The organism is Streptomyces sp. NBC_00080 (genome assembly GCF_045041255.1).
Classification (GTDB): domain Bacteria; phylum Actinomycetota; class Actinomycetes; order Streptomycetales; family Streptomycetaceae; genus Streptomyces; species Streptomyces coriariae.
On the sequence record NZ_CP108235.1, the window covers coordinates 5,978,914 to 6,003,107 of the forward strand.

A 24,194-nucleotide genomic window follows, 5' to 3' on the forward strand; every position below is an offset into this window, starting at 1 on the left:
TCACCCCGGTACGGGGTTCGGGTCCAGTGGGGGCCGCCGACGCCTCACCCGGGGCCGCCGACATCTCACCCGGGGCGGCCGATGTCTCCCCCGGGGACACAGGCGCGGAACCGGCGCAGCAGCTCCCGTCCGGCCGCACTCTCCGCTGCGAAGTCCTGGTGCCGCTGCTCCTCCGTGACGTCACGCCCCCAGAGCCGGGCTCCGTTGCACCGGAAGCAGAACGCGATCTCGAAGAGCGGCTCGGGATCGGTGTCGTCGTAAACGCGGATGCCCCAGCCGGGGAGGAAGCAGCGGTACTTCTGGCTGTCCGGGAGCTCGCCGACCAGGCGCAGGAGCTGCCGTACCTCCTCCCCTGCCCAGACCTCGACGACGTCACCGGCCAGATCCCGCGAGGTGAGGTGCCTGGCGGGATCGCCGATCCGGACGACCTCGATCAGCTCGGCCCGGTCGTGCGCGAGGGGCAGTCTCACTCCCGTGGCGCTCCGGAGGACCCCCGCACCATCAACTCGCCCCGTACCGTGGCGATCCCGCCGGGCGGCGGCTCCTCGCGGCCCATCGCGATGCGCCCCGCCCGCGCCCCCGCCTCGGCCAGCGGCAGCCGCACCGTCGTGAGGGAGGGCACCGCGTCGATGCTGAAGGGGAGGTCGTCGAAGCCGGCGACCGAGACGTCGTCCGGGATCCGCAGGCCGGAGTCGCGCAGCGCCGCGCAGGCGCCCAGGGCGACGGAGTCGTTGGCGGCGACGACCGCCGTCAGGGAGGGGTCCCGGCGCAGCAGTTCCAGCGTGGCCTCGTAGCCGGCCCGGCGGTCGTACCGTCCGTGCACGGTCCAGCGGGGGTCCTCCTCGATGCCGGCCGCGGCCAGCGCCGCCCGGTGGCCCTCCAGCCGGTGCCGGGTGGTCGTCCGCTCCTCCGGGCCCGCGATGTAGCCGAGCCGCCGGTGCCCGAGCCCGATCAGATGCTCGGTCAGTTCCCGCCCGCCCCCGCGGTTGTCGAAGGTCAGCGCGATCGCCGCGGTCTCCGGGGCCGGCGGTCGACCGCACAGCACGATCCGCGTCCCGGCCTCGCCGAGTCGGCGCAGCTTCGCCGCCACCGCCGCCGCGTGCGGCTCGTTCTCCATGGCTCCGCCGGTCAGCACCACGGCCGCGGCCCGCTGCCGCTGAAGGAGCGTCAGGTAGGTCAGCTCGCGCTCCGGCGAGCCCCCGGTGTTGCAGACCACCGCCAGCCGTTCGCCGCCGGCCCGCCCGCCCGGCCCCCCGATCTCCGACTGGATCGCACTCGCCATGATCCCGAAGAAGGGGTCCGCGATGTCGTTCACCAGAATGCCGACCAGGTCGGACGTCGCCGCGGCGAGTGCGCTCGCCGGCCCGTTCAGTACGTAGTCCAGCTCGTCGACCGCCCGCAGCACCCGCTCCCTGGTGGTAGCGGCGACGGGGTAGTTCCCGTTCAGCACGCGCGACACCGTCGCGGGCGAGACCTGCGCGCGGGCCGCCACGTCCGCCAGGGTCACCGTCATCTCGTCTGTCCTCCGGTCACGCATCTCGTCGTACGTCGTCGTACGCCCTGGTAGACAGCTGCCTCAAGGGCTTGGTTCCGGGCGTGTCGAGCAGACCTTACGGCCCATGACCCCCGCTGTTCGCCCCCTCGAACAACTCGAGATGGACACGGTCTTGTCCGGACCGCTGGTCAGAGGCTAGCTTCTCCTTGTATAGAAAGCGCTTGCTGTCACGCTGATCAGGAAGAGGCGTACGCGGCGCGCACAACCGCGTACTACGCCTACGAAGGGACCGACGTGACACGCAAGACGGTGCGTATCGCCATGAACGGCGTGACGGGGCGCATGGGCTACCGCCAGCACCTCGTCCGCTCCATCCTGGCCCTGCGCGAGCAGGGCGGGCTCGACCTCGGCGACGGCACCGTGCTGTGGCCGGAACCGATCCTCGTCGGCCGCCGCGAGCACGCCCTGCGGGCGCTCGCCGAGCGGCACGGCCTGGAGCACGTCTCGACGGACGTCGACGAGGTCCTCGCCGACCCCACCGTCGACATCTACTTCGACGCCCAGGTCACCTCCGCGCGCGAGGGGGCCATCAAGAAGGCGATCGCCGCAGGCAAGCACATCTACACCGAGAAGCCGACGGCCACCGGCCTCGACGGCGCCCTCGAACTCGCCCGCCTCGCCACCGCCGCGGGCATCAAGCACGGCGTCGTCCAGGACAAGCTGTTCCTGCCGGGCCTGCTGAAGCTCAAGCGCCTCATCGACGGCGGCTTCTTCGGCCGGATCCTGTCCATCCGCGGCGAGTTCGGCTACTGGGTCTTCGAGGGCGACTGGCAGGCCGCCCAGCGCCCGTCCTGGAACTACCGCGCCGAGGACGGCGGCGGCATCGTCGTCGACATGTTCCCGCACTGGGAGTACGTCCTGCACGAGCTGTTCGGCCGGGTGAAGTCCGTCCAGGCCGTCGCCACCACGCACATCCCGCAGCGCTGGGACGAGAACGGCAAGCCCTACGACGCCACGGCCGACGACGCGGCCTACGGCATCTTCGAACTCGACGGCGGCGCCATCGCCCAGATCAACTCCTCCTGGGCGGTCCGGGTCAACCGCGACGAGCTCGTGGAGTTCCAGGTCGACGGCACGGAGGGCTCGGCGGTCGCCGGTCTGCGCAACTGCCGTGTCCAGCACCGCAGCGCGACCCCCAAGCCCGTCTGGAACCCGGACATCCCCGCCACCGAGGTCTTCCGCGACCAGTGGCAGGAGGTCCCCGACAACGGCGAGTTCGACAACGGCTTCAAGGCCCAGTGGGAGCTGTTCCTCAGGCACGTCTACGCCGACGCCCCCTACCACTGGGACCTGCTGGCCGGCGCCCGTGGCGTCCAGCTCGCCGAACTGGGCCTGAAGTCCTCCTCGGAAGGCCTGCGTCTGGACGTCCCGGAGGTCACGCTGTGACGATCCAGCTTCCCGGCGCCGCCGGGGCCCTGCGGACCTACGAGCCCCGCACCGAGCCCCTCGCGCTCACCACCGGGGCGCCCTTCACCTCCCGTACGGTCTTCTCGGCGGCGCACGTCGTCGCGGACCCGTTCGCGGACACCACGCCCGACTCGCCCGCCGCGATCGACTGGGACGCCACCCTCGCCTTCCGCCGCCATCTGTGGTCCCACGGGCTCGGCGTCGCCGAGGCGATGGACACCGCCCAGCGCGGCATGGGCCTGGACTGGGCGGGCGCGGCCGAGCTGATCCGCAGGTCCGCCGCCGAGGCGAAGTCCGTGGGCGGCCTCATCGCCTGCGGCGTCGGCACCGACCAGCTCACCGGCCCGGCGGGCCTCGCCGAGGTCCGCGCGGCCTACGAGGAGCAGCTCGCCCTCGTCGAGGCCTCCGGCGCCCGGGCCATCCTGATGGCGTCCCGTGCCCTCGCGGCGGCCGCGGCGGGCCCCGAGGACTACCTCGACGTCTACGGTCACCTCCTGCGCCAGTCCGCGGAGCCGGTGGTCCTGCACTGGCTGGGCCCGATGTTCGACCCGGCGCTGGAGGGCTACTGGGGCTCGTCGGACCTGGACGCGGCGACGGACACCTTCCTGGAGGTCGTCGCCGCCCACCCCGACAAGGTCGAGGGCATCAAGGTCTCGCTGCTGGACGCCGGGCGGGAGATCGACATCCGCCGCAGGCTGCCGCAGGGCGTGCGCTGCTACACGGGCGACGACTTCAACTACCCCGAGCTGATCGCGGGCGACGAGAAGGGCTTCAGCCACGCCCTCCTCGGCATCTTCGACCCGCTGGGCCCACTGGCGGCGGAGGCGGTCCGGGTCCTCGACACGGGGAACACGGCCGGCTTCCGCGAACTCCTCGACCCCACCGTCGAGTTGTCCCGCCACCTGTTCCGGACCCCCACCCGCTTCTACAAGACGGGCGTGGTGTTCCTGGCCTGGCTGGCCGGCCACCAGTCGCACTTCACGATGGTCGGCGGCCTCCAGTCGGCCCGTTCCCTCCCGCACTTCGCCCGCGCCTACGAACTCGCCGACGGCCTGGGCCTGTTCCCCGACCCCAAGCTGGCCGAGGAACGGATGAAGAACCTGCTCGCCCTGTACGGAGTGACCCAGTGAGCAACCCGGATCTGACCCGCTTCTCCATCAACCAGATGACGGTGAAGCACCTGTCGATGCCCGAACTGGCGGACGCCTGCCGGGAGTCGGGCGTGACCAACGTCGGCCTGTGGCGCGAGCCGGTGCAGACGTACGGCGTGGAGCGGACCGCCAAGCTGGTCCGCGACGCGGGCCTGACGGTGACGACACTGTGCCGCGGCGGCTTCTTCACGGCGATCGACCCGGAGGAACGGGCCGCCGCCCTGGCCGACAACCGCCGGGCGATCGACGAGGCGGCGACCCTCGGTACCGAGGTGCTGGTCCTTGTCTCCGGCGGTCTGCCCGCCGGCTCCAAGGACCTGCACGGCGCCCGCGAGCGCATCGCCGACGCGCTGTCCGTCCTCGGCCCCTACGCCGAGGACCACGGGGTGAAGCTGGCCATCGAGCCCCTGCACCCCATGTACGCCTCCGACCGCTGCGTGGTCTCCACCCTCACCCAGGCCCTGGACCTCGCGGAACGCTTCCCCGCCCACCAGGTCGGCGTCACCGTCGACACGTACCACATCTGGTGGGACGACCAGGCGCCCGCGCAGATCGCCCGGGCGGGCGCGGAGGGCCGTATCCACACCTTCCAGCTCGCCGACTGGACGACCCCCCTCCCGGAGGGCGTCCTCAACGGCCGCGGCCAGATCGGCGACGGCGCGATCGACATGCGCGAGTGGCTGGGACATGTGACGGCGGCCGGATACACCGGCGCGATCGAGGTCGAACTGTTCAACGACGCCCTGTGGGCGAGGGACGGCAGGGAGGTGCTCGCCGAGACCGCGGAACGCTTCGTGACGCACACGGCGGACTGACGGCACCGCGCCCTGCCGGCGGTCCCCCGGTGTCAGCGCTCCCTGTCCGCCGCCATGATGCCGACGCATTCCTCGAGCGCCGCGTGCAGTGACGGTACGAAGGCGGCGAGTTCGGCGTCGGACGACCTGGCCGCCGCCAGTACGGCGCCGACGACCGTCACCAGGACGGCGGCGGCCTTCAGGGCGTGCGTGTCGGCGAGTTCTTCGAGGAGACCGCCCGGTCGCGCGACCACGAAGGCCTCCTTGCCGGTGGCGGGGTCGATGCCGAGGCTGCGGAAGCGCCGGGTGCTCATGCGGCCCTGCCTTCCTGAGCGCGTCCCGTGCGTTCGCGTTCCAGGACGGCGAGGTACGGCCTGACCAGGGGCAGGCCGTCGGCGAGGATCACGTCCGCGGGGTACGGCAGCGCCCGGCGCGCGGGAAGGCGCGGGTAGGCGGCCGGGAACGCCGGGACGCCGGGGGCGCGGTGCGCTCCGCGAGGAGGCAGGAAGAGGCTCAGGACCGCGGTCAGCAGGCCCAGTAGGCTGCGCACAGGTCGACTCCAGTTCAGTCGGCTCAGCCCCGGCATGGAAGCTGTCATCTTCCCGCCGGGGCGTCTTCGTTTTCCTGGACTGTATCGCGAGAGCGGTAGTGGTAGGTAGTGGTTGGTAGTAGTACTAAGTAATGCGCGGTGGAAGGTAGCGGCTTACGGTCAACGCGTGGACAAGATCAGCCCCGATTCACCTCAGTACGTCTATGAACAGCTCGCCGCGATCATCGAGCGGAAGATCCGTTCCGGCGCGTACCCTCCGGGCACGCGACTGCCGGGCGAACTGACCATGACGCACGAGCACAAAGTCGGTCCGGGTACGGTCCGCCGTGCTCTGGACATCCTTCGGGACAGGGGGCTGGTGGTGACCGTACGCGCCCGAGGCTCGTTCGTGGCCGACCCCCTGCCACCCTCCCCCGAGGCGCCCGCGCCTTCTGTCTAGCCGGGGCCGAGGGGGCCGGGCCTGCGGGCCGGGCCCCCTCTGAAGGGATCAGTGCGGCAGCCGGTCCATCAGCCAGGTGCAGAGCTCCTCGGTGATCCCGGTGTGCGGCGTGGTCGTGGACGAAAGCACGAAGTCGTCCAACTCGCTCTCCTCCGGGGGCAGTTCGTCGGCCTTCGCGTACAGGTCGGCTTGTGTCTCGATGTCGCGGATGGCGACCGCGCTCACCGACGGCACGAAGCACACCTCCTCATGGCGCAGGTCTACCGTGCCGCCGAGCTTCTTCATCGCGTCGGCGAGGATCTTGTACGTGTGCAGGGTGCCGCCGGGTGCGCCGTCCAGCTCCGGGAAGCCGTCGGTGGTGATGGTGCCCTCGGCCTGGGGGAGGCGCCGGTTCAGGTAGGCGACCGTCACGTCGTCGCCCTGGGCCTGGGTGTAGAAGGTGGTGCCCGGGTAGATCCGGTCGATCCGGAGCGCGATCTCACCGGGTGTGACATCCGGCAGGCCGATCCCGTCGCCGCGGCCGTTGGCGATGGCGATCGTGCGCGGGATCCGCGGCCAGCCGCCCATCCGGTCGAGCGCCGCCAGGAACTCGGTGCGCTCCTTGGCGACCCCGATCTTCCCGGTGTCCTTGTCGTAGTGGCGCCACAGCATCTGGCGTGCGGCCGGGCTGTTCATCTGCCTCGCGAAGTCGTTCGGGAACGGGATGAAGTACGAGAACGCCTGCACGCCGACGGGGATGGAGGCGCCGCGGTGCGGGCTGTCGTACGAGAAGTACAGCGCGGTCTGGTGGTGCATCCGCTGCGTCTCCAGCTTGGCCAGCGCATAACGGGTGACGATGCCGCCCATGCTGAACCCGCCGACGACCAGGGGAGCGTCGCCCTGCTTCTCGGCGTTGGCCCGCATGACGGCGGCCACGGCGGCTTGCGCGTTGTCCAGGATGGACGCGCTGCGCTCCTCGAAGCCCAGCAGGATCACGTCCCGGCCGCGCCGGCGCAGCTCGCTGACGAACGGGAAGTCGCCCGTCTCCAGCCCCTGATAGAGCTTGTCGAGCTCGCTCCGGCCGAGGTTGAAGCCGTCGGCCATGATCACGGGGCGGCTGAGGCCGCCGGTGTTGCCCTCGCCCGGGAACACCCAGGCGAAGCCGTTCGGCAGCGTCCATTCCTCGTGTTCGGGAATCTCGACCGCGGCGAGGGTCTCGACGGCCGGCGAGGCGCCGAGGGTGAACGTACCGACGTTGGGCTCGGCAGTTTCCGACATGGTCGTCTCCTGGTGGGAGGGGGGTGGGGAACGACCACATCATGAGGGGCGATTTGCCCTCGTCACCCGTTTGACCTGCGCGGTTCATTACAAGGGATGCAATGCGCCCGGCAGGTGTTTGATGCGCCTGGCATGTGCCGGTGGCCTGTTCTGTTCGCTCGGCCGTTCGCGCCGGACGGGCTGCCGGAAATTTCCCGGAAGCCGTACAACCCTTCCGCGCTTCCGCCTGTCGTACGTGGCATCAGGGCTTCTGGAGGGGGATCCGGGGGGATCGCGGGGGTTCTGGTACGGAGGGGAAAAGCCGAGGGGGCCCGGTCGACGGACCGGACCCCCTCGAAGCTTTTCCGCCGCGGTCGGTGGACCTCGGAAGAACATCGGCGGACCTCAGAAGAACACCCCGCACCGGAGCAGGACGTTCGCGTACGGCCGTGCCTCGCCCGTGCGCACCACCAGCCGGGCCCCGGCGGACAGTCGCTTCAGCTCCTCGTGCGGAACCAGGGCCAGCCCGGGGAAGTGTCCGTCCAGCAGCCCGGCCGCCGCGGGATTGGCCTCCCGCACCTCCGTCGCCGCCGTGGCGCCCTCCACGACCAGCTCGGCGAGCAGCCCGTCGACCACCTCGGCGAACGACGGGACCCCCGCGAGGAACGCGAGGTCGACCACCTTGGGCCCGTCCGGTATCGGCATACCGGCGTCGCACACCAGCACCCCGTCCCCGTGCCCCAACTCGGCCAGCGCACCGGCGAGATGACGGTTGAGGATCCCGGCCTTCTTCACCGGGAGTCACCTCGCCGAGCGTCCTCGGGCACGCTGCCCGACCCTCGGCCGGGGGCCCGGGGGGCGTCCCCCGGATCGGCGCCGCGCAGGGCCTCGACCTCCTGAGCCGTCGGGAACGACTCCTGCGCCCCTCGCCCGGTCACCGCCACCGCCCCGACCCGCGCCGCGTAAGCCGCCGCCTCGGCCAGGCTGGAACCCGTGCCCAGCCGCCAGGCCAGCGCCGCCGTGAAGGAGTCGCCCGCACCCGTCGTGTCCACCGCCGCCACCTTCACGGACGGCACCCGGGAGACGCCCTCCACCGACGCCACCAGCGCGCCTTCCGAACCCAGCGTCACGACCACCGACCTCGGCCCCTTCGCGAGCAGCAGCCGCGCCCAGTCCTCAGGGTCCTCGCTCACGCCCGCCTCGCCGAGGATCACCTTCGCCTCGTGCTCGTTGACGATCAGCGGGTCGCAGGCCGCCAGCACCTCGGCGGGCAACGGGCGCGGCGGTGACGGGTTCAGCACGAAGCGGCTGTCCGGCGCCAGGTTCCGGACGACCTCCACGACCGTCTCCAGCGGGATCTCCAGCTGGGCCGACACCACCCGGGAGGCGTGGAGGAGGCCGGCGGCGGCGCGGACGTCCGCCGGGGTCAGCCGCCCGTTCGCCCCCGGTGACACCACGATGCTGTTGTCGCCCGACGGGTCCACGGTGATCAGCGCGACGCCCGTGGGCGCCCCGCCCACCAGGACGCCTGCCGTGTCGACCCCGGCCGCCCGCTGCGAGTCGAGCAGCAGCCGCCCGTACGCGTCGTCGCCGACCCGGGCCAGCAGGGCCGTACGGGCCCCGAGCCGGGCGGCCGCGACGGCCTGGTTCGCGCCCTTGCCGCCGGGGTGGACCGCCAGGTCCGAACCCAGCACCGTCTCACCGGCGGCGGGCCTGCGCTCGACGTCGATCACCAGGTCGGCGTTGGCCGACCCTACGACCAGAAGGTCGTAGTCGTACATGAAGTGACTCCCCTGATACGTGACTCGGGGCGGACGGTCCCCGGAGGTGTTCCCCCGGACGGCCGTCCGCCCGCTCGCCGAATGTCAGCCGCTGAAGCCGGCCACGTTCTCCTTCGTGACCACCTTCACCGGCACCTTCACCGTCTTCTCGACCTTCTTGCCCTGGAGTGCCTTCAACGCGTTGTCCACCGCGATCCTGCCCAGCTGGGACGGCTGCTGCGCCACGGACGCGTACAGCGTGCCGTTCTTGACGGCCGTCAGCCCGTCCGGGGTGCCGTCGAAGCCGACGACCTGCACGGACTTGCCCGCCTTGGCGCCCAGCGCCTTGATCGCGCCGAGCGCCATCTCGTCGTTGGCGGCGATGACGCCCTGGACGTCCGGGTGCGCCTGGAGCAGGTTCGACATCACGTCGAGGCCCTTGGTGCGGTCGAAGTCGGCCGGCTGCTGGGCCAGCACCTGGATGCCGGGGTAGGCCTTCAGACCCTTGGCGAAACCTTCCGCCCGCTCCCGCGCCGCGGAGGTGCCCGCCTGGCCCTGGAGGATGACGATCTTGCCGGTGCCGCCCAGCTTCTCGGCGACCGTCTTGGCCGCCAGCTCACCGCCGGCCACGTTGTCGGAGGCGACCAGCGCGTCCACCGTGGCCTTGTTGACGCCCCGGTCGACCGCGATCACCGGGATCTTCGCCTTGTCGGCGGCCTTCACCGAGTTGCTCGCCGCGTCCGAGTCCACCGGATTGACGATGATCGAGTCGAGGCCGGAACTGGTGAAGTTCTGGAGCTGGTTGGCCTGCTGCGAGGCGTCGTTCTGCGCGTCGGTGACCGTCAGGTCCACACCCAGCTTCTTCGCCTCGGCCTTCGCGCCCGACTGGATCTGCACGAAGAACGGGTTGTTGAGCGTGGACAGCGCCAGACCGACCTTCGGGTTGGCGCTCGACGAGTTGCCGCCGTGCAGGAAGGAGGTCGCGCCGACGATCGCCACGGTGACCACGGCCGCGAGACCGTACGTCGCCGCCTGCCGGCCCTTGCCGCCGCCGCTGCCCGTCCCGGCCGCCATCGGGGTCGCCCCCGCCTTGCGGCGCACCGTGTCGAGGAGCACCGCCAGCGCGATGACGACACCGATGACGACCTGCTGCCAGAAGGCGGAGACGGACAGCAGGTTCAGACCGTTCCTCAGCACCGCCAGGATCAGCGCGCCGATCAGGGTGCCCGAGGCCTTGCCCGTACCACCCGCGAGGGAGGCGCCACCGATGACCACCGCGGCGATCGCGTCCAGCTCGTAACCGTCGGCGGCCTGCGGCTGCGCGGAGGACAGCCGGGAGGCGAGCACGACGCCCGCCGCGGCCGCGAACACGCCGGACAGCGCGTAGATCGCGAGCTTCTGCTTCTTCACCCGCAGGCCGGACAGGCGTGCCGCCTCCTCGTTGCCGCCGATGGCGTACATCGAACGGCCGATGTACGTCCGGCCGAGCACGAACGCGGCGATCAGCCCCATCACGACCATCACGAGCACCGGTACCGGCAGCCAGCCGCCGAGCGTGTCACCGAGGTGCGAGACCGAGTCGGGGAAGGCGATCGGCGAGCCCTCGGAGATCACCAGCGACAGACCGCGTGCGACCGACAGCATCGCGAGCGTCGCGATGAACGGCGGCAGCTTGCCGTAGGCGATGAGGAATCCGTTCACCAGGCCGGCCGCGATACCGGTCGCGACGGCCAGGACCACCGCGAGCACCACCGGCACGCCGTGCTGCGTGGCGCTCCAGGCCAGCACGGTGGCCGACAGGGCAGCCACCGAGCCGACCGACAGGTCGATGCCCGCCGAGACGATCACGAAGGTCACGCCGAAGGCGAGAATGGCGGTCACGGCCGCCTGGACACCCACGTTGAGCAGGTTGTCCGTGGTCAGGAAGTCACCCGACAGCGCCGACATGGCGATGACGAGGACGATCAGCGCGGTCAGCGCGCCGTTGTCGAGGAGCAGACGGCGGACCGCCGTGGCGCCCCCGGCGCCCGTCCCGCTCTTGAGCGTCTCAGCGGCCACGGCCGGCCTCCAGTTCTTCGGTTTCGTCGTTTTCGTGGTCTTCGTCGTGAAGGGCGGTGCTGACGGCGAGCGCCATGACCGAGTCCTGGGTCGCCTCGTCCGCCGACAGCTCGCCGGCGATCCGGCCCTGGGCCATCACCAGCACCCGGTCGCTCATGCCGAGCACCTCGGGCAGATCGCTGGAGATCATCAGGACGGCGGCACCGGCGGCCGTCAGCTCGTTGACGAGCTGGTAGATCTCGACCTTCGCGCCGACGTCGATCCCGCGCGTCGGCTCGTCGAGGATCAGCACCTTGGTGTCGGCCAGCAGCCATTTGCCGATGACGACCTTCTGCTGGTTGCCGCCGGAGAGCGTGCGCACCTGCTGGCCGAGGCCCGCCATCCGCACGCCCAGCTGCCCCGCGATCCGCGCCGCCGCCTCGTGCTGGCTCTTCAGGTCCACCAGCCCGCCACGGGTCGCGGCCCGCATGGTGACGAGCCCGAGGTTCTCCTCGACCGACTGGTCGAGCACCAGCCCCTGGCCCTTGCGGTCCTCGGGCACGAGCCCGATCCCGGCCGCCATCGCGGCGTTCACGTCGTACCGGGGGAGGTGCGCGCCGCCGACCCGGACGGCTCCGCGGTCGTACGGGTCCGCCCCGAAGACGGCCCGTACGACCTCGGTACGACCGGCGCCGACGAGCCCTGCGACACCGACGACCTCACCGGCGTGCACCTCGAAGCTGACGTCGTGGAAGACGCCGTCCCGCGTGAGTCCCTCGACGGACAGCAGCGCGGCGCCCGTCTCGGCGCGCTCCCTGGGGTACTGCTGCTCGATGGAGCGGCCCACCATGAGCCGCACCAGCTCGTCCTCGGGCGTGATGGCCGGGACCTGCCCGACGCTCCTGCCGTCGCGGATGACCGTGACCCGGTCGCCGAGGGCGGCGATCTCCTCGAGGTGGTGCGTGATGAACACGATGCCGACGCCGTCCTCGCGCAGCCTGCGCACGATGACGAAGAGCTTCTCGACCTCCTCGGAGGTCAGCACGGCGGTCGGCTCGTCCATGATCAGCACGCGCGCGTTCAGGCTGAGCGCCTTGGCGATCTCGACCATCTGCAGGCGGGCGATGCCGAGTTCACGCACGCGCGTGCGGGGCGAGACGTTCACCCCCACCCGTTCCAGCAGGACGGCCGCCTCGCTCTCCATCCGCTTGCGATCGATCATCCCGAAGCGGCGCGGCTGCCTCCCCAGGAAGATGTTCTCGGCGACGGTGAGATCGGGAACGAGGTTGAACTCCTGGTAGATGGTGGCGATCCCGAGGCGCTCGGAGTCCTGCGCGCCATGGATGCGCACCTCCTCGCCGCCGGCCAGGATCCGCCCGGCGTCGGGCCGGTAGGCACCGGAGAGCATCTTGATGAGGGTGCTCTTGCCCGCGCCGTTCTCACCGAGCAGCACATGCACCTCACCCCGGCGCAGGTCGAAGTCGACGCTGTCGAGCGCGACCACACCGGGGAAGGTCTTGCGTATGCCTTCGATGCGCAGCAACTCGTCCGCGTTGCTCACGTCTGGCTCCTGTTCATTGCGGGGGACGGCTCCACGGAGGCGGGGAACTCCTCGGGAGCGGGCGGCTCTTGGGGGCCCGGCTCGCCGCACGAACGGCGCACGACGAGCCGGGCCGGGAGGGTGACGGACTGCGGGGGCCGTCCCTCGATGCGGTCGACGAGCGCGCGCACGGCGGCCCGCCCCAGTTCGCCCGTCGGCTGGGCGATCGCGGTGATCGGCGGGTCGGTGTGCACGAACCAGCGGATGTCGTCGAACGCGGCCAGCGCGATGTCCTGCGGAACCCGCAGCCCACGCGCGCGTACGGCGTCCAGGGCGCCCAGTGCCATGAGGTTGTCGGCGGCGAACACGACCTCGGGCGGTTCGGGCAGGTCGAGGAAGCCCTCGGTGACCCGCCGGCCGCTCTCCGCCTGGAAGTCGCCCTGGCCTGTGTAGGCGTCCGGGAGGGGGAGCCCGTACTCGGCCATGGCGGCCCGGAAGGCCTCGACGCGCTCGCTGCCGGTGGTGGTGGCGGCGGGGCCGGCGATGATGGCGAGCCTGCGGTGCCCCAGCCCGTGCAGATGCGCGACGAGGTCCCGCACGGCCGCGCGTCCGTCGGACCGGACCACCGGCACGTCGACGCCCGGGATCCACCGGTCGACGAACACCATCGGCGTCCCCGCGCGCGCGGCGTCGAGGATCAGCGGCGAGCCGCCGTCGGTCGGGGAGACGAGCAGGCCGTCGATCCGGCGGTCCAGCAGGGTCCGTACGTGGTGGTCCTGGAGGTCGGGCCGCTCGTCGGCGTTGCCGATGATGACGCTGTAGCCGAGCGCGCGGGCCTCCTCCTCGACGGAGCGGGCCAGCTCGGTGAAGTACGGGTTGAGCACGTCGCTGATGACCAGGCCCAGGGTGCGGGTCTGGTCGGTGCGCAGCGACCGGGCGACGGCGTTCGGGCGGTAGCCCAGCGCCTCGACGGCGGCCAGCACACGCGTGCGTGCGTCCTCGCTGACCGACGGATGGTCGTTCAGGACGCGCGACACCGTGGCGACGGAGACCCCCGCCTCGGCCGCGACGTCCTTGATGCTCGCCATCGCCGCCCCACCTCCTTGTGGACTCGGTTCATGAACGTCGAGGTCATGGAATCGATTACATCGACGTGTAGGAAGGATTGGAATCGATTACACAGGGGTTAATCAAGCCCTCGACCGCATCCCGAGACCGGATCGTGATGAACGGCGCCGGGCGGGCGGCCGGCGGTCGCCCCCCGGGGCCTGTCGGTGGCGGGCGGTAACGTCGGATCATGACCGAACAGGCGGGGGCCGCCCAAGCGGGAGAGCGGCGTACGGCCACGCTGGAAGGCGTGCTCGAGCGCATCACGTACGCGAACGAGGAGAACGGCTACACGGTCGCCCGTGTCGACACCGGCAGAGGCGGCGGCGACCTCCTCACGGTCGTCGGCGCGCTGCTCGGCGCCCAGGTCGGCGAGTCCCTGCGCATGGAGGGCCGCTGGGGCTCCCACCCGCAGTACGGCAAGCAGTTCACCGTCGAGAACTACACGACCGTCCTGCCCGCCACGGTCCAGGGCATCCGCCGCTACCTCGGCTCAGGACTGGTCAAGGGCATCGGCCCGGTCTTCGCCGACCGCATCACCCAGCACTTCGGCATCGACACCCTGCAGATCATCGAGGAGGAGCCGAAGCGGCTCATCGAGGTCCCCGGCCTCGGCCCGAAACGCACGAAGAAGATCGCCGACGCCTGGGAGGAGCAGAAGGCGATCAAGGAGGTCATGCTCTTCCTCCAGACCGTCGAGGTGTCCACCTCCATCGCCGTCCGCATCTACAAGAAGTACGGCGACGCCTCCATCTCGGTCGTGAAGAACCAGCCCTACCGGCTCGCGTCCGACGTCTGGGGCATCGGCTTCCTCACCGCCGACAAGATCGCCCAGTCCGTCGGCATCCCGCACGACAGCCCGGAGCGCGTCAAGGCGGGTCTCCAGTACGCCCTTTCCCAGGCCACCGACCAGGGCCACTGCTACCTCCCCGAGGAGCGGCTGATCGCCGACGCGGTGAAGCTGCTCCAGGTCGACACCGGCCTGGTCATCGAGTGCCTCGCCGAACTCGCGGCGCCGCCCGAGGAGGGCGAGGACCCCGGAGTCGTCCGCGAGAAGGTCCCGGCGCCCGACGGGGGAGAGCCGGTCACCGCCGTCTATCTGGTCCCCTTCCACCGCGCCGAACTCTCCCTCTCCGCACAGCTGTTGCGCCTGCTGCGCACCGAGGAGGACCGGATGCCGGCCTTCCGTGAGGTGGCCTGGGACAAGGCGCTGGCCTGGCTGAAGTCCCGTACCGACGCCGCACTCGCGCCCGAGCAGGAGGCGGCCGTCAGGCTCGCGCTGACCGAGAAGGTCGCCGTTCTCACCGGCGGCCCCGGCTGCGGCAAGTCCTTCACCGTCCGCTCGATCGTGGAGCTGGCCCGCGCCAGGAAGGCCAAGGTCGTGCTGGCCGCGCCCACCGGCCGCGCCGCCAAGCGGCTGGCCGAGCTGACCGGCGCCGAGGCCTCCACCGTCCATCGCCTGCTGGAGCTCAAGCCCGGTGGCGACGCGGCCTACGACCGGGACCGGCCGCTGGACGCGGACCTGGTGGTGGTCGACGAGGCGTCGATGCTGGATCTGCTCCTCGCCAACAAACTGGTCAAGGCCGTACCCCCGGGCGCGCACCTGCTCTTCGTGGGGGACGTCGACCAGTTGCCCAGCGTCGGCGCGGGCGAGGTGCTGCGCGATCTGCTGGCCGACGGCAGCCCGGTGCCCGCCGTGCGCCTCACGCGCGTGTTCCGCCAGGCCCAGCAGTCCGGCGTGGTGACCAACGCGCACCGGATCAATGCCGGACAGCACCCGGTCACCGACGGCATGAAGGACTTCTTCCTCTTCGTCGAGGACGACACGGAGGAGGCCGGCCGCCTCACGGTGGACGTGGCCGCCCGGCGCATTCCGGCGAAGTTCGGCCTGGACCCGCGCCGGGACGTGCAGGTGCTCGCGCCCATGCACCGCGGCCCGGCCGGCGCGGGCGCCCTCAACGGCCTGCTCCAGCAGGCCGTCACCCCCGGTCGCCCCGACGTGCCCGAGAAGAGGTTCGGCGGCCGGGTCTTCCGTGTCGGCGACAAGGTCACCCAGATCCGCAACAATTACGACAAGGGGAAAAACGGTGTCTTCAACGGCACCGTGGGCGTGGTGACCTCGCTCGATCCGGTCGACCAGCGCCTCACGGTGCTGACCGACGAGGACGAGGAGGTTCCGTACGAGTTCGACGAACTGGACGAACTGGCCCACGCGTACGCGGTCACCATTCACCGTTCACAGGGAAGTGAATATCCCGCCGTGGTGATCCCCGTCACCACGGGGGCGTGGATGATGCTTCAACGGAACCTCTTGTATACGGCCGTGACGCGCGCCAAGAGGCTGGTCGTCCTCGTCGGCTCCCGCAAGGCGATCGGTCAGGCGGTGCGCACGGTGTCGGCGGGCCGTCGCTGCACGGCCCTGGATCACCGGCTGGCGGGCCGTTGACGGCTGGTTCGTGCGGGATCGTCGGAACATCACAAAAAATGATCGATCAAATGAGTCGTGAAGGTCACAGAGCACTTCCCCAAGCGTGACGAAGGCGGCAGGATGAGCTGGTTGGCGGCACTGAGTGCCGCCGATGAGCCCAATGGTCGACCCCGAGTGCACTCTCGTGCGCCAAATGGGGGATGGTTAGAGACAGTCAGGGCAACCTCGAAGAAGAGGCACAACGTCGGTGAGGGATGACGTGAGCGAGCACACCAACAACGCTGTAGTACTGCGGTTCGGCGATGGCGAGTACACCTACCCGGTGATCGACAGCACCGTCGGCGACAAGGGCTTCGACATCGGGAAGCTTCGCGCCCAGACCGGTCTGGTGACCCTGGACAGCGGCTACGGCAACACCGCCGCCTATAAATCCGCCATCACCTACCTCGACGGCGAGCAGGGCATCCTCCGGTACCGCGGCTACCCGATCGAGCAGCTGGCCGAGCGGTCGACCTTCCTTGAGGTCGCGTACCTGTTGATCAACGGCGAACTGCCGACCGTCGACGAGCTGTCCGTCTTCAAGAGCGACATCACCCAGCACACGCTCCTGCACGAGGACGTCAAGAACTTCTACCGCGGCTTCCCGCGCGACGCCCACCCGATGGCCATGCTGTCGTCGGTGGTCTCCGCGCTGTCCACGTTCTACCAGGACAGCCACAACCCGTTCGACGAGAAGCAGCGCAACCTCTCCACCATCCGGCTGCTCGCCAAGCTTCCGACGATCGCGGCGTACGCCTACAAGAAGTCGATCGGTCACCCGTTCGTCTACCCGCGCAACGACCTCGGCTACGTCGAGAACTTCCTGCGCATGACGTTCTCGGTGCCGGCGCAGGAGTACGAGCTCGACCCGGTCGTCGTCTCCGCGCTCGACAAGCTGCTGATCCTGCACGCGGACCACGAGCAGAACTGTTCGACGTCCACGGTCCGCCTGGTCGGCTCCTCGCAGGCGAACATGTTCGCCTCGATCTCGGCCGGCATCTCCGCGCTGTGGGGCCCGCTGCACGGCGGCGCCAACCAGTCCGTGCTGGAGATGCTCGAGGGCATCCAGGCCAACGGCGGCGACGTCGACTCCTTCATCCGCAAGGTGAAGAACAAGGAGGACGGCGTCCGCCTGATGGGCTTCGGCCACCGGGTGTACAAGTCCTTCGACCCGCGCGCGAAGATCATCAAGGCTGCGGCGCACGACGTCCTCTCGGCTCTCGGCAAGTCCGACGAGCTGCTGGACATCGCGCTGAAGCTGGAGGAGCACGCGCTCTCCGACGACTACTTCGTCTCGCGCAACCTCTACCCGAACGTCGACTTCTACACCGGCCTGATCTACCGGGCCATGGGCTTCCCGACCGAGATGTTCACGGTCCTGTTCGCCCTGGGCCGCCTCCCGGGCTGGATCGCCCAGTGGCACGAGATGATCAAGGAGCCCGGCTCCCGCATCGGCCGCCCGCGCCAGATCTACACGGGTGTCGTCGAGCGCGACTTCGTCCCGGTCGAGGAGCGCTGACACCTGCCGGTGGGGGCGCCGCTTGATCGGGTGCTCCGCCACTGGTGAATTTCCTGACTGCCCGGGACCGATGTCCCGGGCAGTGGTGTGTGCGGCCCCGGTGGTCCTGCGTCCCGGCAGTGGTCGTCGGCGGACTCGTGCGCGGTGGCGCGGTGGCCGGCTGCATGGGCGTCCGGCGGTCGGGTGCGCAGGGCATACGGAAGGCGCCCCGGCGCCAGTCCCCCCACGGGCCGACGACCAGGGCGCCTTCCCATGTCCCGGTGCGGATTCCCCCCACGGGATCCGGCCGGGCGTTGTGAGAACAGCGCCTGAATTCGCTGTTTGTGACCATCTTCGGTTGTCGTGCCTGCGGTTGAGCAGAACGAGCAGAACTCGTCCCACCACCGCCGTGTGCGATCTGCCGGGACAGCGCACGCTGGGAGGGCCGCTCAAAGCTTCCCGGTGTGCGTGCCCCGGCAACGCATCTCTGAGGAAGTCCCCCAAGACATCCTCAGACGTCAGGTCACGCCCCCCAAGACGCTTCCTGACATCGTCAACTTAGACCTTCGAACCCCTTCGATGGTTACGTTCACATCACTGTGATCTGTGTCTCTTGCGTATGTCCGTTAGATGCGCAAGAGACCGGATACGGCGATCGGGGCCCAAGCGTAAGGATGATGCGCGAGCCTTGTGAAGAGCTTATGTGAGGCTCGCGCAGGACTCCAGGGGTCTCCCTGATCGGCAACGACCTACTCGGCGGTATTACTTGAAGGCGCGCAGCCGCAGGCTGTTCGTCACGACGAACACCGACGAGAACGCCATCGCCGCCCCCGCGATCATCGGGTTCAGCAGCCCGGCGGCGGCCAGCGGCAGCGCGGCCACGTTGTACCCGAAGGCCCACACCAGGTTGCCCTTGATCGTCGCCAGGGTCCGCCGGGACAGTCGGATGGCGTCCGCGGCCACCCGCAGATCCCCCCGCACCAGCGTCAGATCGCTCGCCTCGATCGCCGCGTCCGTGCCCGTCCCCATGGCCAGCCCCAGATCGGCGGTGGCGAGCGCGGCCGCGTCGTTGACACCGTCCCCGACCATGGCGACGACCCGCCCCTCGTCCTGCAGTCGCCGTACGACGTCGACCTTGTCCTCGGGCAGCACCTCGGCGATCACCCGGTCGATCCCGACCGCTTCCGCGACCGCCTCCGCGACCGCCCGGTTGTCCCCGGTCAGCAGCACCGGGGTGAGCCGCAGCGCCCGCAGCTGCCGTACCGCCTCGGCGCTGGTCTCCTTGACCGCGTCCGCGACCGCGAGCACCCCGCGCGCCACGCCGTCCCACCCCACGACGACGGCCGTGCGGCCGCCCCGCTCGGCCTCCTCCTTGGCCCGGGCCACCTCGTCCGGAACCGTCTCGAAGAGGCGCCCCACGGCCACCTCGTGGCCCTCCACCAGCCCGCGCACGCCCCGCCCGGGCACGTTCTCGAACCGCTCGGCCGCCGGCAGCTTCCCGGCCCTCTCCTCGGCGCCCGCCGCCACCGCCCGGGCGACCGGGTGCTCGGAGGCGTGCTCCAGGGCGCCCGCGAGCCGCAGCAGCTGCCGCTCGTCGGTGCCGTCGACGACGTACACGTCCTGAAGGGTCATCCGGCCGGTGGTGACGGTCCCGGTCTTGTCGAGTACGACGGTGTCGACACGGCGCGTGGACTCCAGGACCTCCGGTCCCTTGATGAGGATGCCGAGCTGGGCGCCGCGCCCGGTGCCGACCATGAGCGCGGTCGGCGTGGCGAGCCCGAGCGCGCACGGGCAGGCGATGATCAGGACGGCGACGGCCGCCGTGAACGCGGCGACCGTGTCACCCGTCGCGCCGAGCCAGCCGCCGAAGGTGGCGAGCGCGATCAGCAGCACCACCGGTACGAAGACCCCGGAGATCCGGTCGGCCAGCCGCTGCACCTCGGCCTTGCCGGTCTGTGCGGCCTCGACCAGCTGCGCCATGCGCGCGAGCCGGGTGTCCGCGCCGATCCGGCCGGCCTCGACGACCAGCCGGCCGCCGGCGTTCACGGTCGCGCCGGTGACGGCGTCGCCGGGCCCGACGTCCACCGGGACCGACTCGCCGGTCAGCATCGAGGCGTCGACGGCGGACGTGCCCTCCACGACCGTCCCGTCGGTGGCGACCTTCTCCCCGGGCCGTACGACGAACCGGTCCCCGACGGCCAGCAGGTCGACCGGGATCCGCTCTTCCCTCCCGTCCCGCAGCACGGCGACGTCCTTCGCGCCCAGCTCCATGAGCGCCCGCAGCGCCGCCCCCGCGCGCCGCTTGGAGCGGGCCTCCAGGTAGCGGCCGAGCAGGATGAAGGCGGTGACGCCGGCGGCGACCTCCAGATAGATCGTGGAGGCGCCGTCCGTACGGGAGACGGTGAGTTCGAAGGGGTGCCGCATGCCGGGCATGCCCGCGTCGCCGAAGAACAGCGCCCACAGCGACCAGCCGAGCGCGGCCAGCGTGCCGACCGAGACCAGCGTGTCCATGGTGGCCGCGCCGTGCCGCAGGTTCGTCCAGGCGGCCGTGTGCAGCGGGCCGCCGCCCCAGACGACCACGGGCGCGGCCAGCGTCAGCGAGAGCCACTGCCAGTTGTCGAACTGGAGTGACGGGACCATCGCGAGCAGGACGACGGGCGCGGCGAGCAGCACGGAGACGAGGAGCCGGTGCCGCAGGTCCGCGAGCTCGGGGTCCTGGGGGGTGTCCTCCAGGACCGGCTCCGGGGCGGGCACGGGTTCCTCGGCCGTGTACCCGGTCTTCACCACGGTCGCGATCAGGTCGGCGACCTCGGTCCCGGCCGGGTAGCTGACCTTGGCCTTCTCCGTCGCGTAGTTGACCGTCGCGACGACGCCGTCCATGCGGTTGAGTTTCTTCTCGACGCGGGCCGCGCAGGAGGCGCAGGTCATCCCGCCGATGAGCAGTTCGACCTCGGCGGTCGGCGCGGGCGGTTCGGCTATCGGGGTTTCCGTGGTGGTGCTGGTCATGTCCGTGCTCCAGGAAGCGGACCGGGCCGTACGGAACCAGTATCAGCTGGTCGGCACGGCCCGGTGGGTGGAGGAGGGGTGTCGAGGAGAGGTGCTCGGGGTGCGGGTGCCTCAGGCCTGGCCGACCAGTTCGAAGCCCGCCTCGTCGACGGCGGCGCGTACGGCCTCCTCGTCGAGCGCGGCGGCGGAGACGACCGTGACCTCGCCGGTCGAGGCGACGGCCTTCACCGAGGTGACACCGGCGAGGTCGGAGAGCTCGCCGGAGACGGCGCCCTCGCAGTGGCCGCAGCTCATGCCGCTCACCTTGTAGACGGTGGTGACGGAGCCCGGGGTGTCGGTTTGAGCGGTCATGTCGTTCTCCTCGTGGAGGCAGGTGGGGCGGGCGGGGCCGCGAGAGGTCTCCCGTCAATGGAGACTATACCCCTAGGGGGTATGAATCAAAGAACAGGACCCGCCGCGCGGAGGGTGTGCGGATGCTTCCGGCAGAGGAGGCGGGTACCCGGACTACCGGGCCGTAGTGGCCCCGGCGCCGCTGCTCTCGACACGGCCCGGCCGGTCGCCCACCAGTGGCTCCAGATAGCGGATCAGCACGTGCTTCAGCTCCTGCACGTACGCGTCGCGCTCGACGCCCTCGTGGCCCAGGACCAGCTCCAGGCCCGCCTTGTACAGCCCCAGGCACATGTGCGCCGTGCGGGTCAGGTCGGCGGGCGGCGAGTCCGGCAGCAGGGAGGAGAGCAGGCCCTCGATACGGGCGAGCAGGGTGGCGTGCAGCGCGTCGTGCTCCTCGGCGATGTGCCCGGGGATGTCGGGCCCGTGCATCAGGGCGAAGAACACCGGATGGTCGCAGTTGAAGGCGATGAACCGGTCCACGGCCGCGCCGACGGCCTCCTCCAGCGGGGTCGCGGGGTCGACCGGGGCGAGCGCCTCGCCGAAGGCGTCGCGCATCTCGTGCATGAGGCGGTCGCCCAGCTCGATCGCGATCGCTTCCTTGTTCGGGAAGAACTGGTAGAGCGTGCCCGGTGAGACGCCGGCCTCGCGAGCGATGGCGTTGGTGCTGGCGGCGGTGTAGCCGGTCGTGCAGAAGACGCTGGCCGCGGCCTCGAGCAGCTGCGCGATACGCCGCTCGCCGCGCGCCTGGCGCCGGCGCGGCTGTTCCTTCTCCTGGCTCTCGGCCACGCGTTTTCCCCAGCTTTCCCGGACCCGATTGACAAACGCGAGTGGTCGCTCGCATTCTGGGATCAGAAACGCGAGCGCTCTCTCGTGTTTGCCATTTTACGGCTTGCACGACTGCTTGCAGGGTGAAGGGGACACCGCACGATGACCGAAGTCAACAGCCCACCCCGTCCCGGAGGCTGGACCCGCTTCGTGACCGCCCGGCCCAGGCTGTCGCTGCTCGCGGCCCTGGTGCTCACCGTGCTCGCGGTGCTGGCCGGCAGTGGGGTCGCCGAGCGGTTGGGCAGCGGTGGCTGGGAGGATCCGGGCGCGCAGTCCACGTACGCGACCAAGGCCCTGGAGCGTGAGTTCCCCGGCTCCCAGCCCAACCTTCTGCTGCTGCTCGACGCGGGCCGGGCCTCCGTCGACGACCCGGCGGTCGTCGCCGAGGCCAACCGGCTCACCGCGAGCCTGGCCGCCGAGAAGGGCATCGTCGGCGTCGGCTCCTACTGGCAGGCCGACGCGGGAGCGGCCTCCGCCCTGCGCGCGCAGGACGGCCACGAAGCGCTGATAGCCGCCCGCATCACGGGCGACGAGAAGGCGATGGGGGAGACCCTCGACCGCATAGCCCCCGCACTGCGCGGCACGCACGGGCCGGTGGAGGTGAAGATCGGCGGCGGCGTCGCCGTGCGGCACGAGATGCAGACCATCATCCAGGAGGACCTGACCCGCGCCGAGATGATCGCCCTGCCGATCACCCTGGTGCTGCTGGTGATGGTCTTCGGCAGCGCGATCGCCGCCCTGCTGCCGCTCGGCATCGGCATCGTCGCGATCCTCGGCACCAACGCCGTCCTCAGCGGCCTCACACGGTTCACCGACGTCTCGATCTTCGCGATGAACCTCACCACGGCCCTGGGTCTCGGCCTCGCCATCGACTACGCCCTGTTCATCGTCCGCCGCTTCCGCGAGGAACTCGCCGCCGGCGCCGACCCGTCGACGGCCATCGGCACCACCCTGCGCACGGCCGGCCGCACGGTCCTGTTCTCCGCGCTCACGGTCGCGGTGTCCCTGGCGGCGATGCTCCTCTTCCCCCAGTACTTCCTGCGCTCCTTCGCCTACGCCGGCATGGCCGTGGTCCTGCTGGCCGCCGCGGCCGCCCTGATCCTGCTCCCGGCGGCGCTGATCCTGCTGGGCGACCGGGTCGACTCCCTGGATCTGCGCCGCCTGTTCCGCCGGGGCCGGCCCGCGCCGGCGCCCGGTGACGAGGGCGGCAGGGCCTGGGGCCGCACGGCGAGCCTGGTCATGCGCCGCGCCCCCTTCTTCGCCCTGGCCACCACGGCCGTCCTCGTCCTCCTCGGACTGCCCTTCCTCGGCGTGAGGTTCGGCACCGCCGACGACCGCCAGCTGCCCTCCTCGGCCGAGTCCCACGTCGTGCAGCAGCACATCAGGGACGGCTTCCCGGGCAGTCCCGGCGGCGGCCTCGAGGTCCTCGCCGAGGGCACGGCGACCCAGGCCCAGTACGCCGCCTACAAGCAGCGCGTCGCCGCGCTGCCGGAAGTGGCCCGGGTGGACGGCCCGCTGGTGAACGGCGACTCGGCGTACTTCACGGTGCTGCCCAAGGGCGAGGCGGTCGACGACGCGGCCCAGAACCTGGTGGGTGAGCTGCGCGCCACATCCGCTCCCTTCGAGACCGCCGTGACCGGCACGGCGGCCGTCCTGGTCGACTCCAAGCACGCGATCGGCGCCCAACTGCCGTGGGCGGTCGCCTTCATCGCCATCGTCACCCTGCTCCTGGTCTTCCTGCTGACCGGCAGCGTGCTGATCCCGCTCCAGGCGGTGCTGCTCAACGCGCTCAGCCTGACGGCGATGTTCGGCGCGGTGGTCTGGGTCTTCCAGGACGGCCATCTCTCCGGCCCGCTCGGCTTCACCAGCCCCGGATCCATAGAGACCACCCTCCCGGTCCTCATGTTCTGCGTGGCCTTCGGCCTCTCGATGGACTACGGCGTGTTCCTGCTCTCCCGCATCAAGGAGGAGTACGACCGCACCGGCGACCACGAAGGGGCGGTCGCTCTGGGCCTGCGGCGCACCGGCGGCCTGATCACGGCGGCGGCGGTCATCCTGGCGGTGGTGATGGTCGCGATCGGCACCTCGCGGGTCACCAACACCAAGATGCTCGGCCTGGGGATCGCCCTGGCGGTCCTGATGGACGCGATGGTGGTGCGCAGCCTCCTGGTCCCGGCCATCATGCGCCTCACCGGCAGGGCCACCTGGTGGGCGCCGGCACCGCTGCGCAGGTTCCACCGGCGGTTCGGACTGAGCGAGGGGGAGTCGGTGCGGCAGGCACCGGCCGCCGCGCCGGAACCGGCGCCGGACGAATCCGCGCCCGACGGGCCCGGGCGGGACAAGGTCGACGCGCACGGTTAGCGTTCGCGGAGATCCATGGTGGACGGAGGTCCGCGGGTCACCGTGGGTCTCCGCGGGGCACCGCCGGTCTC

The 24,194-nt window shown here is 70.9% G+C and carries 20 protein-coding genes; 7 read left to right on the plus strand and 13 right to left on the minus strand.

The features are described from left to right. Positions 1-65: 65 nt before the first annotated feature. Both OHU34_RS26755 and OHU34_RS26760 read right to left on the minus strand, forming a co-directional pair. Positions 66-470 carry a hypothetical protein gene (locus tag OHU34_RS26755; protein ID WP_142264427.1) on the minus strand — a complete coding sequence of 135 codons (405 nt, stop codon included), beginning with the start codon at positions 468-470 and terminating at the stop codon, positions 66-68. Then, positions 467-1,513, minus strand: coding sequence for a LacI family DNA-binding transcriptional regulator (locus OHU34_RS26760; RefSeq protein WP_020131745.1), 1,047 nt, complete (start codon positions 1,511-1,513; stop codon positions 467-469). Before OHU34_RS26760 ends, OHU34_RS26755 begins: the two co-directional genes overlap by 4 nt. A gap of 276 nt (positions 1,514-1,789) precedes the next feature. Here OHU34_RS26760 and OHU34_RS26765 point away from each other — a divergent pair, with 276 nt between their 5' ends. Genes OHU34_RS26765 through OHU34_RS26775 form a run of 3 tightly spaced genes read left to right on the plus strand, consistent with a single transcriptional unit; the run spans position 1,790 to position 4,928 of the window. After that, on the plus strand, positions 1,790-2,941 hold the full coding sequence (locus OHU34_RS26765) for a Gfo/Idh/MocA family protein (protein WP_142264426.1): 1,152 nt from the start codon (positions 1,790-1,792) through the stop codon (positions 2,939-2,941). Further along, positions 2,938-4,092 carry a dihydrodipicolinate synthase family protein gene (locus OHU34_RS26770; protein WP_142264425.1) on the plus strand — a complete coding sequence of 385 codons (1,155 nt, stop codon included), beginning with the start codon at positions 2,938-2,940 and terminating at the stop codon, positions 4,090-4,092. The genes OHU34_RS26765 and OHU34_RS26770 overlap by 4 nt, the downstream gene beginning before the upstream one ends. A gap of 35 nt (positions 4,093-4,127) precedes the next feature. After that, positions 4,128-4,928 (plus strand): sugar phosphate isomerase/epimerase, encoded by an 801-nt coding sequence (locus tag OHU34_RS26775; protein WP_142267843.1) that lies wholly within the window; start codon positions 4,128-4,130, stop codon positions 4,926-4,928. 32 nt (positions 4,929-4,960) lie between these two features. Here the strand turns inward: OHU34_RS26775 and OHU34_RS26780 are convergent, their stop codons facing one another. Together OHU34_RS26780 and OHU34_RS26785 are read right to left on the minus strand one after the other, a co-directional pair. After that, entirely contained in the window at positions 4,961-5,221 is a 261-nt protein-coding gene (locus OHU34_RS26780) for a hypothetical protein (protein ID WP_142264424.1), read from the minus strand. Next, the gene (locus OHU34_RS26785) at positions 5,218-5,457 is read right to left on the minus strand and encodes a hypothetical protein (RefSeq protein ID WP_235034503.1); all 240 of its coding nucleotides are present in this window, start codon (positions 5,455-5,457) and stop codon (positions 5,218-5,220) included. The genes OHU34_RS26780 and OHU34_RS26785 overlap by 4 nt, the downstream gene beginning before the upstream one ends. A gap of 166 nt (positions 5,458-5,623) precedes the next feature. Between OHU34_RS26785 and OHU34_RS26790 the strand changes: the two genes are divergently transcribed. Next, entirely contained in the window at positions 5,624-5,896 is a 273-nt protein-coding gene (locus OHU34_RS26790) for a winged helix-turn-helix domain-containing protein (protein ID WP_142264422.1), read from the plus strand. A 48-nt stretch (positions 5,897-5,944) separates the two neighbouring features. Here the strand turns inward: OHU34_RS26790 and OHU34_RS26795 are convergent, their stop codons facing one another. The 6 genes from OHU34_RS26795 to OHU34_RS26820 all read right to left on the minus strand — a co-directional run bounded on the left by OHU34_RS26795 (position 5,945) and on the right by OHU34_RS26820 (position 13,557). Continuing rightward, positions 5,945-7,153 carry a triacylglycerol lipase gene (locus tag OHU34_RS26795; protein ID WP_142264421.1) on the minus strand — a complete coding sequence of 403 codons (1,209 nt, stop codon included), beginning with the start codon at positions 7,151-7,153 and terminating at the stop codon, positions 5,945-5,947. Positions 7,154-7,537: 384 nt separating this feature from the next. Next, positions 7,538-7,927, minus strand: coding sequence for a D-ribose pyranase (rbsD, locus tag OHU34_RS26800; RefSeq protein ID WP_142264420.1), 390 nt, complete (start codon positions 7,925-7,927; stop codon positions 7,538-7,540). Beyond that, complete coding sequence (locus tag OHU34_RS26805; RefSeq protein WP_142264419.1) at positions 7,924-8,913, minus strand: ribokinase; 990 nt, start codon at positions 8,911-8,913, stop codon at positions 7,924-7,926. Before OHU34_RS26805 ends, rbsD begins: the two co-directional genes overlap by 4 nt. A gap of 84 nt (positions 8,914-8,997) precedes the next feature. Further along, on the minus strand, positions 8,998-10,950 hold the full coding sequence (locus tag OHU34_RS26810) for a substrate-binding domain-containing protein (RefSeq protein WP_142264418.1): 1,953 nt from the start codon (positions 10,948-10,950) through the stop codon (positions 8,998-9,000). Continuing rightward, positions 10,940-12,490: a sugar ABC transporter ATP-binding protein gene (locus OHU34_RS26815; RefSeq protein WP_405768660.1), complete on the minus strand. Its 1,551-nt coding sequence runs from the start codon at positions 12,488-12,490 to the stop codon at positions 10,940-10,942. Before OHU34_RS26815 ends, OHU34_RS26810 begins: the two co-directional genes overlap by 11 nt. Beyond that, a complete protein-coding gene (locus OHU34_RS26820) occupies positions 12,487-13,557 on the minus strand; it encodes a LacI family DNA-binding transcriptional regulator (protein ID WP_142264416.1) in 1,071 nt (356 codons plus the stop codon). The genes OHU34_RS26815 and OHU34_RS26820 overlap by 4 nt, the downstream gene beginning before the upstream one ends. Before the next feature lie 209 nt (positions 13,558-13,766). On the opposite strand from OHU34_RS26820, the gene OHU34_RS26825 reads away from it, so the two are divergent. Further along, positions 13,767-16,022, plus strand: coding sequence for an ATP-dependent RecD-like DNA helicase (locus OHU34_RS26825; RefSeq protein ID WP_142264415.1), 2,256 nt, complete (start codon positions 13,767-13,769; stop codon positions 16,020-16,022). A 241-nt stretch (positions 16,023-16,263) separates the two neighbouring features. Beyond that, the gene (locus OHU34_RS26830) at positions 16,264-17,562 is read left to right on the plus strand and encodes a citrate synthase (protein ID WP_020131734.1); all 1,299 of its coding nucleotides are present in this window, start codon (positions 16,264-16,266) and stop codon (positions 17,560-17,562) included. Between the two features lie 741 nt (positions 17,563-18,303). On the opposite strand, the gene OHU34_RS26835 is transcribed toward OHU34_RS26830, so the two are convergent. The 3 genes from OHU34_RS26835 to OHU34_RS26845 all read right to left on the minus strand — a co-directional run bounded on the left by OHU34_RS26835 (position 18,304) and on the right by OHU34_RS26845 (position 21,723). Further along, positions 18,304-20,547 (minus strand): cation-translocating P-type ATPase, encoded by a 2,244-nt coding sequence (locus tag OHU34_RS26835; RefSeq protein WP_230195666.1) that lies wholly within the window; start codon positions 20,545-20,547, stop codon positions 18,304-18,306. A 111-nt stretch (positions 20,548-20,658) separates the two neighbouring features. Then, on the minus strand, positions 20,659-20,898 hold the full coding sequence (locus OHU34_RS26840) for a heavy-metal-associated domain-containing protein (RefSeq protein WP_142264413.1): 240 nt from the start codon (positions 20,896-20,898) through the stop codon (positions 20,659-20,661). Between the two features lie 153 nt (positions 20,899-21,051). Then, positions 21,052-21,723, minus strand: coding sequence for a TetR/AcrR family transcriptional regulator (locus OHU34_RS26845; protein ID WP_142264412.1), 672 nt, complete (start codon positions 21,721-21,723; stop codon positions 21,052-21,054). Positions 21,724-21,864: 141 nt separating this feature from the next. Here OHU34_RS26845 and OHU34_RS26850 point away from each other — a divergent pair, with 141 nt between their 5' ends. Beyond that, complete coding sequence (locus tag OHU34_RS26850) at positions 21,865-24,123, plus strand: MMPL family transporter (RefSeq protein WP_142264411.1); 2,259 nt, start codon at positions 21,865-21,867, stop codon at positions 24,121-24,123. Positions 24,124-24,194 lie beyond the last annotated feature (71 nt).

Coding starts and splice junctions, on each gene's coding strand:
- OHU34_RS26760 (WP_020131745.1), bottom strand. CDS start 1,513: ATGACGGTGACCCTGGCGGACGTGGCGGCCCGCGCGCAGGTCTCGCCC.
- OHU34_RS26775 (WP_142267843.1), top strand. CDS start 4,128: ATGACGGTGAAGCACCTGTCGATGCCCGAACTGGCGGACGCCTGCCGG.
- OHU34_RS26780 (WP_142264424.1), bottom strand. CDS start 5,221: ATGAGCACCCGGCGCTTCCGCAGCCTCGGCATCGACCCCGCCACCGGC.
- OHU34_RS26795 (WP_142264421.1), bottom strand. CDS start 7,153: ATGTCGGAAACTGCCGAGCCCAACGTCGGTACGTTCACCCTCGGCGCC.
- OHU34_RS26805 (WP_142264419.1), bottom strand. CDS start 8,913: ATGTACGACTACGACCTTCTGGTCGTAGGGTCGGCCAACGCCGACCTG.
- OHU34_RS26820 (WP_142264416.1), bottom strand. CDS start 13,557: ATGGCGAGCATCAAGGACGTCGCGGCCGAGGCGGGGGTCTCCGTCGCC.
- OHU34_RS26825 (WP_142264415.1), top strand. CDS start 13,767: ATGACCGAACAGGCGGGGGCCGCCCAAGCGGGAGAGCGGCGTACGGCC.
- OHU34_RS26835 (WP_230195666.1), bottom strand. CDS start 20,547: ATGACCAGCACCACCACGGAAACCCCGATAGCCGAACCGCCCGCGCCG.
- OHU34_RS26840 (WP_142264413.1), bottom strand. CDS start 20,898: ATGACCGCTCAAACCGACACCCCGGGCTCCGTCACCACCGTCTACAAG.
- OHU34_RS26850 (WP_142264411.1), top strand. CDS start 21,865: ATGACCGAAGTCAACAGCCCACCCCGTCCCGGAGGCTGGACCCGCTTC.